Here is a 7,782-nt window from a genome sequence, read left to right on the forward strand (position 1 = left end):
TGATTACTGATTACTGATTACTGATTACTGATTAGGTGACACTTTGAAACAATTGGGGCCAATCGAGATTGGGAGCGTCTGGGGGGGCAACAATTTCGAGAATTTTATTGTTAGCGGCGGGATAAAATAAGGATTCTACGCAAACCGAGGCCACTTTTGTGCGGGGAATATTGCCCTCAGAAAGGGTATCGGCGGATGACATTTTAATGGCATTAAGATTATCATCGTTTTTGAGGCCTCCGGGGCGCACAATCGTGTAGGTTAGTCCACTATTGATTAAATAGTCTTCCGCTTGTTTTTTCCAGAATAAAATTAACCAAAAGAGATTGAGGGGGTGGAAAAAGTTGGATACACAGAGGGAAGTAACGAGAACAAAATGTTCGATTCCTTTCTTTTTTGCGGCATCGATGAGATTTTTAGTTCCCAAGTAGTCCACTAACAAAGGTTCCGTGGGATTAAAGCTCGGTCTGGCTCCCGTGGCGCATAGCAAAACGCTACAATCAGCGATTAGTGCCTCTAACTTATCGGCCTGTTGGACATCTCCGACGACGATTTCCACCCCTGCTGGCAAAATTTCCGCCGCTTTCTCTGGGTTTCTCACCAAAGCGCGTACGGGAATCTGACGTTCGACTAATTGGGCAACGATTCTCCGTCCCGTTTCCCCCGTGGCTCCTGCTACAAATGCTTTCATCGCTTCTTGACCAAATGGTTTTTAACAATACGTTACACTAATTTCGATTCTACAAATTTCCCTGATCCTTTGGCGGTTAATCCCCAAATGTTTCCAGCACTATCATTTTCCAGGTTTTAAGTCATGCAGCGTCCCCCCATTAACTCCCTAGCTCTCGAATCTGTAGAAGTCAAAGAAGACAATCAATTTCTCGGTTTTCAAACCCATTTTGCCGGATGTATGGATATGTATAGCAATCAGGACAAGGTTGCCGATTATCTGGGCGCTCACGAAGGTTGGTTTTGTCGTTGTGCCGAACCGATGAAAACTCTGCCCTTCGGTGACAATGGTTATATTATCACCATCGGTAAATATGGAGCTTTTGGCTATGAACTGGAGCCGAAAATCGCTGTGGTTCTGGAACTTCCCGTCAATGGAGTCTATCATACTCGCAGTGTCCCCATTCCCGATCAACCGTTTTTGGGCTATCTAGTGGATTATCAGGCAATTATGAAACTAGAGGAAATGCCGCTATCTTCTCCTAGTCAGGAAATTGAGGCAATTTTTCGGCAACAGGGACGGGATATTCCGGCGGTTATCACCCAAGTCACCTGGGAACTGCGTATGGATGTTATGGTTAAGTTTCCCAAGTTTATTTATAAGATTCCCCGTCCCATTCTCCAAAAAACCGGTGATAAACTGTTGACGCAAATTGTTCGCCAAGTTTCCCCTCGCTTAACCTACAAAGTTCAAGAGGATTTTCACTCTAGCTTTAATTTACCCCTACCCCCTGCCTCCAGTCGTCTTTTCCATCGTCTCGACTCATCCGAGGTTGGGCTGCTTGCCTAGGGTTTGGGGAGTCTGTCAACAGTAATCAGTAGAGCTTGCTGATGGGAAACCAAGGAAAAATAAAGATTTGCTAACGGTGCTGGTCAGTCTAAGCTAGAATTATTAAGAAATGTTTACTTGTAAAAATAAACCTAAGACTACTTCAATATTTTATGTCTCTGCCTATCCGTAACGTTGCTATCATTGCTCACGTTGACCACGGGAAAACCACCCTCGTCGATGCACTCCTCAAACAGTCGGGAATCTTTCGAGAAGGGGAAGATGTACCCACCTGCGTCATGGATTCCAATGACCTCGAAAGAGAACGCGGTATCACCATTCTGGCCAAAAACACCGCCGTTCGTTACCAAGACACCCTGATTAACATCGTCGATACTCCCGGTCACGCCGACTTTGGTGGCGAAGTGGAACGGGTTTTAGGTATGGTGGACGGTTGTATCCTGATTGTCGATGCTAACGAGGGGCCGATGCCCCAAACCCGTTTTGTGCTGAAAAAAGCCCTAGAAAAGGGATTAAGACCGATTGTCGTGGTTAATAAAATCGATCGCCCTAACGTCGATCCTAACCTAGCCGTGGACAAAGTTTTCGATCTGTTTGTGGAACTGGGTGCCGATGACGACCAATGTGATTTTACTACTCTGTTCGCTTCCGGGATGCAAGGATTCGCCAAAGAAAGCCTCGAAGACGAAGACAAAGATATGCAGCCCCTGTTTGAGGCGATTTTACACCACGTTCCACCACCGGCCGGGGACGTTAACAAACCCCTACAGCTGCAAGTAACCACCCTCGATTACTCGGAATACTTAGGACGCATCGTTATCGGCCGCATCCATAACGGCGTAATTAAAGCTGGTCAACAGGCAGCTTTAGTAAAGGATACGGGCGCGGTTGTCAAGGGTAAAATAACAAAACTTCTTGGTTTTGAGGGCCTCAAACGGGTGGAACTAAACGAGGCCAGCGCCGGTAATATCGTTGCTGTGGCCGGTTTTGCCGACGCTAACATCGGGGAAACCGTAACTTTAGCCGATGACCCGCAAGCTTTACCCCTAATTAAAGTCGATGAACCGACCCTACAAATGACCTTCTCGGTGAACGATTCTCCCTTTGCCGGTCAGGAAGGCACTTTTGTCACCTCGCGGCAAATTCGCGATCGTCTAATGCGAGAATTAGAAACTAACGTCGCCCTGCGGGTGGAAGAAAGTGATTCTGCCGAGAAATTCCTAGTTTCGGGACGGGGAGAACTGCATTTAGGCATTCTCATCGAAACCATGCGTCGGGAAGGCTACGAATTCCAAGTATCGCAGCCGCAAGTTATCTACCGGGAAATTAACGGTCAACCCTGTGAACCCTACGAATACCTCGTTTTAGATGTACCCGAAGAAGCGGTGGGTTCCAGTATCGAACGTCTCGGCCAACGGAAAGGGGAAATGCAGGATATGCAGACGGGCAGCAATGGCCGTACTCAATTGGAATTCGTGATTCCGGCCCGGGGTTTAATCGGTTTCCGGGGGGAATTTATCCGTCTGAGTCGCGGTGAGGGGATTATGAACCATAGTTTTCTGGAATATCGTCCTTTCTCCGGGGAATTGGCCACCCGTTACAATGGCGTGATTACTGCCTTTGAGGAAGGAGTCGCCACTTTCTACGCCCTCAAAAACGCCGAGGACCGGGGAGTATTTTTTATTACTCCGGGGACAAAAGTGTATAAAAACATGATTATCGGCGAAAGCAACCGGCCTCAGGACGTGGAGATCAATATCTGCAAAACTAAACAGTTAACTAACCATCGTTCCGCCACCGGGGATGAATTGGTTCAGTTACAATCCCCCGTGGATATGAGTCTCGAACGCGCCCTCGAATACATCGGACCGGATGAGTTGGTAGAAATTACCCCGAAATCGATCCGTCTGCGTAAATTACCGGTGAAAAAGTTAGCCAAACGTTAATCGGTTTTGACAAAATCCGGCGGCAATATCTAACAAAGAAATCCACTCAGATTTTCAACAAAACTGAGATGATAGAAAAAAGTGCCTTGAGTTTGAGGGTAAAGAATCTGCTGTGAGCTATTCTGCTACTTTGATGCGACATCCGATGTTTCCCGCCGCGTCGGACAGCAATCGTCTTCGTCTCTTTTCGGGATCCGCTAATGTATCTCTTGCCCAAGAGGTGGCCCGTTATCTGGGCATGGATGTGGGTCCGATGATTCGTAAACGTTTCGCCGATGGTGAATTGTACATCCAGATTCAGGAATCGATCCGGGGCTGTGATGTCTATTTAATTCAACCCTGTTGCAATCCCGTCAACGATCATTTGATGGAATTGTTGATCATGATTGATGCCTGTCGTCGTGCTTCTGCCCGACAAATTACCGCCGTAATTCCCTATTATGGTTATGCTCGCGCCGATCGCAAAACCGCCGGCCGGGAATCGATCGCCGCTAAACTGGTGGCTAATCTGATCACGGAAGCGGGGGCAAGTCGCGTGTTGGCCATGGATTTGCATTCGGCCCAAATTCAAGGTTATTTCGATATTCCCTTCGATCACGTTTACGGTTCCCCAGTGGTGGTGGACTATCTTCTCAGTAAACAATTACCCGATATCGTCGTCGTCTCTCCCGATGTGGGTGGGGTGGCCAGGGCGCGGGCTTTTGCCAAAAAACTCAATGATGCTCCCCTAGCAATTATTGATAAACGCCGGCAAACCCATAATGTGGCGGAAGTGATGAACTTGATCGGCGATGTTAAGGATAAAACGGCGGTTTTAGTCGATGATATGATCGATACGGCCGGTACGATCGCTCAAGGGGCGCAGTTACTGAAAGCCAAGGGGGCGCGACAGGTTTATGCTTGTGCCACCCATCCGGTTTTTTCTGGTCCTGCGATCGAGCGTTTATCCAGTGGCATAGTCGAGGAAGTGATCGTTACTAACACGATTCCCGTCCCCCAAGAACATCTTTTCCCGCAACTGAAAGTCTTGCCGGTTGCCCCGATTCTGGGTGAGGCCATATGGCGCATTCATGAGGACAATTCCGTGAGTAATATGTTCAAATAGATGGCCGAATCCCCCTAAAACTAGGGGGAATTTTTATATTTAGCCCTTTTCTGTGGAAATGGGGTGGGTTAATGGCATTATCAACCACTCCATCTCGCGGAGAGAGGGGGAAGGTGTAGAGAGAGAATCGATCGGAAAATTAAATATAGCAATTCTTAAACTTCACTGGTTATTTCACAGTCTTGCCGTACAATGGAGATGCAGAACAGTTCTTCCGATAGTTATTGTGTTCTATTAGCTAAAAACGCTTAATATAGGAGATAAATAGCCTAAAATGTCCAAAGTGGTCGGTATTAACAATCCACTGATCGATCCAACTCCTCCAGAGGTTCACTTAACTAATGCACCTCTAGTGTGTGTGCTTGGACAAGTACGGTTCCCACAAATTCTGGCCGTTGAGGATAGGAAATTTGTGACTCCATTTCAGGAAGCTATTAGAACAAAGTATCCTAAGTTACGGCAGGAACGAACTTATCAATTAACTTTTGATAATCAAGAAAAAGATGCCGTCAGATCTCAAGCTGAGGTTATCTGGCAATTTACAGATGCCAATAATCATTGGCGAGTCTCATTAGCGTCTAATTTTGTAGCCTTAGACACATCAAAGTATGTCAGTCGTCAGGACTTTTTAGAGCGAATGAGAGAAGTTTTAACTGCGGTTAATGAACATATTCAACCCAACCTTGTTGAGCGAATCGGTATTAGATATGTTGATCGTATTGAGGGTATTGATGTAGGGAATATTTCTAATTTAGTCAGATCAGAACTGATAAATATCACCGCGTCAACATTTCAAGAACATATTCTTCAAAGTTATAATGAATCTCTGTTTCAGTTACCTAATACCCAAGGGACACTTGTAGCAAGATGGGGATTGATTCCCAGTAACGCTACTTTTGATCCAAATGTCCTTGAACCGATTGATCAACCGAGTTGGTTTCTTGATTTAGATATGTCTATTTCAGAGAATCAAGAATTTGACGTTGAAAAAATTTTAGAGGATGCAAAACGATTTTCTGAAAGAATTTATACTTTTTTTAGATGGTCAGTAACCGAAGAATTTCTAAGACGCTTTGGAGGTGAACAATGAGTAACTTAGTGATTGAACGTTCAAATACTTTTGGCTCAATCAATCCTCAAAAACGATTTAGAATGATTCCTGGTATTGCGGAATCCAGTACCATTGGCTATGATAATCTTGCCGCTCAAAAGTTACTAGCGATTTCAGAAAGAACTAATAGCGAAATAGTTGTTCCGAAGCACAATCCTCATCTTTTTCAAGATAGTCAAAAAGCGATTAATGAACTCAGAAAAACCAGTGGACTGACCTGGGAGCAAGTTGCCAAACTATTTAATGTTTCACGTCGAAGCATTCATTTTTGGGCAAGTGGACAGACTCTAGCTAGTGACAATGAGGAGAAATTAAATAGATTACTGGGAGTGATTAGATATATTGATCGAGGAAGTGCAAGTCTTAACCGTAAGTTATTATTGAATCCTAATGCTGATGGGGAACTACCTTTAGACCAATTAATATCAGGAGAATATGATAAAGTAAAAGAAAACCTTGGGCGTGGTAATCCACCCAAAAGACCTAAATTAACACCCTTGTCTGAGGAGGAGAGTGAGCTTCGTAGGCCTTTACCACCGGAGATATTAATTGATGCTTTACAAGATTCTATTCATAGTGATGTTGGACGTTCTAGACCTGCTAAAACATTGAGGAGTGGTCAAAATCGCAGTGGAAAGCAAACAGATTGATCTCATTAACAATGAGTTACAAACATGGTGTCAAGGGGATTTTGTTTTAGGAGAACAGTGGTTTGTTCATCGATTTAATCCTCAATTTCCTCTTACACCTGATTCTAGAAAGCAAGATGCTGAAGAAAATGATCTTGTAGAATCGGAAGTAAAAGGTCTAGTTGTTGTTACACAAACTTGCGATATTGTCCGTTCTTGTTGTGAACGTCCTTTTCTAGAAGTTGTTCCTCTGGTAGAAATTGAAGCTGAAAAAATTAGTGAGATAAAAAAAGGCAGACGACCTCAATACGTTTACATTGAAGGAGTTGCCAAACTAAACTTAGTAGCTGATCTCGATAGGGTAATGACAGTCGAAAAAGCATTGATCTTACAATGGAATCGTCAACAGGGTTGTGTAACTGATCAAGAAAAAAGACTCTTAAGACAAGCGATAGCAAGAAAAAGAATTCGTTTTGCTTTTCCAGATGATTTTGTTCAATTTGTCAGTAAACTTCAAAACCGGATGCAAGATAAGCATACTAAACAAAGTGATGAAGGGGAAGCCTTACGAGCTTTGCGGGAAATTAGAGTTAGTGCAAGACCTTCGTGGAATGATGAAAATCCTGAACTTATGTTTTATTTTATTCGTGAAGAAGAACAAGAGGACTATAATGACATTGGATGGGACAAATGGCTAGACAAGTGGTTAAATTTATTACCTAACTCTGGACGTTTTCAGTCTGATGGTTTAGTAGTAAGCTTAGAAGATATGACCGCAAAAGATTATGTTGAGAGTGATCAACTGGATCTTGAGCATTTGTCTATGGCCCAAAGCAATATTGAAAATTTAGATTTATAGAAAACTATAATTACAAAAGTTTTCCAAATATTGTCGCAATTCTGATACTGGTGAGATACAAAGTCTCCAGTTTTAGGGAAGAGGGAGAAACAAGCTGATGGCTAAAAAACTGATAACTGATATTAGTTACTGTACCTCATAATAATGAAAAATCTCTAGTCATTTCGATCGCAATTGAGAAGACCAATATTAGACCAGTGGAGGCTTTCACCGGTCAAGAATGTCTAGAATTTATTGAGAATGACTAAATTTTCTTGACATTAATTCTGATTTGTGGCAGCGTCGGGGTTGTCAAGTCCTCCCAGACGATTGAAGGGCCAAAAACGCACCACAGCGCGACCGATTAAGTTGTCCCGGGGAACGAAGCCCCAAGCGTGGGAATCATAACTATTATTGCGATTATCGCCCAAAACCAAATATTGATCGGGGGGAACTGTCACCGGTCCGAAAGCATAATTAGGTTCTTCGGCGATATACTTTTCCGCTAAAACTTTACCGTTGACGTGAACTAGACCGTTTTTGACTTCCACCTTATCCCCCGGCAGTCCAATCACCCGTTTAATAAAAGCATCATGAAAATTTTGAGCTTTCAGGGCGGCTGTCGGACTAAAAA

8 protein-coding genes are annotated in these 7,782 nt (G+C 43.9%); 6 read left to right on the forward strand and 2 right to left on the reverse strand.

The genetic code is table 11. The annotated features are described in order from the left end of the window. Positions 1-31: 31 nt before the first annotated feature. Positions 32-691, reverse strand: a complete 660-nt coding sequence (locus tag PX636_RS14315; RefSeq protein ID WP_288117642.1) for an SDR family oxidoreductase — start codon at positions 689-691, stop codon at positions 32-34. 123 nt (positions 692-814) lie between these two features. Here PX636_RS14315 and PX636_RS14320 point away from each other — a divergent pair, with 123 nt between their 5' ends. The 6 genes from PX636_RS14320 (at position 815) to PX636_RS14345 (ending at position 7,169) form a co-directional block, all read left to right on the forward strand. After that, positions 815-1,519, forward strand: coding sequence for a DUF1997 domain-containing protein (locus PX636_RS14320; protein ID WP_288117643.1), 705 nt, complete (start codon positions 815-817; stop codon positions 1,517-1,519). Between the two features lie 152 nt (positions 1,520-1,671). After that, complete coding sequence (typA, locus tag PX636_RS14325) at positions 1,672-3,465, forward strand: translational GTPase TypA (protein ID WP_002796752.1); 1,794 nt, start codon at positions 1,672-1,674, stop codon at positions 3,463-3,465. Positions 3,466-3,598: 133 nt separating this feature from the next. Continuing rightward, the gene (locus tag PX636_RS14330) at positions 3,599-4,570 is read left to right on the forward strand and encodes a ribose-phosphate pyrophosphokinase (protein ID WP_012265517.1); all 972 of its coding nucleotides are present in this window, start codon (positions 3,599-3,601) and stop codon (positions 4,568-4,570) included. Between the two features lie 274 nt (positions 4,571-4,844). After that, complete coding sequence (locus PX636_RS14335) at positions 4,845-5,660, forward strand: TIGR04255 family protein (protein ID WP_002796751.1); 816 nt, start codon at positions 4,845-4,847, stop codon at positions 5,658-5,660. After that, on the forward strand, positions 5,657-6,331 hold the full coding sequence (locus PX636_RS14340; RefSeq protein WP_288117644.1) for a helix-turn-helix domain-containing protein: 675 nt from the start codon (positions 5,657-5,659) through the stop codon (positions 6,329-6,331). Before PX636_RS14335 ends, PX636_RS14340 begins: the two co-directional genes overlap by 4 nt. Further along, positions 6,312-7,169, forward strand: coding sequence for a hypothetical protein (locus PX636_RS14345; RefSeq protein ID WP_288117645.1), 858 nt, complete (start codon positions 6,312-6,314; stop codon positions 7,167-7,169). The genes PX636_RS14340 and PX636_RS14345 overlap by 20 nt, the downstream gene beginning before the upstream one ends. 260 nt (positions 7,170-7,429) lie before the next feature. Here the strand turns inward: PX636_RS14345 and lepB are convergent. After that, positions 7,430-7,782, reverse strand: a 353-nt coding sequence (gene lepB / locus PX636_RS14350; RefSeq protein WP_288117646.1) for a signal peptidase I, incomplete at its 5' end; no start/stop codon positions are given.

Origin of the sequence: Microcystis sp. M53598_WE2 (genome assembly GCF_030067735.1) — a bacterium.
GTDB lineage: Bacteria > Cyanobacteriota > Cyanobacteriia > Cyanobacteriales > Microcystaceae > Microcystis > Microcystis aeruginosa.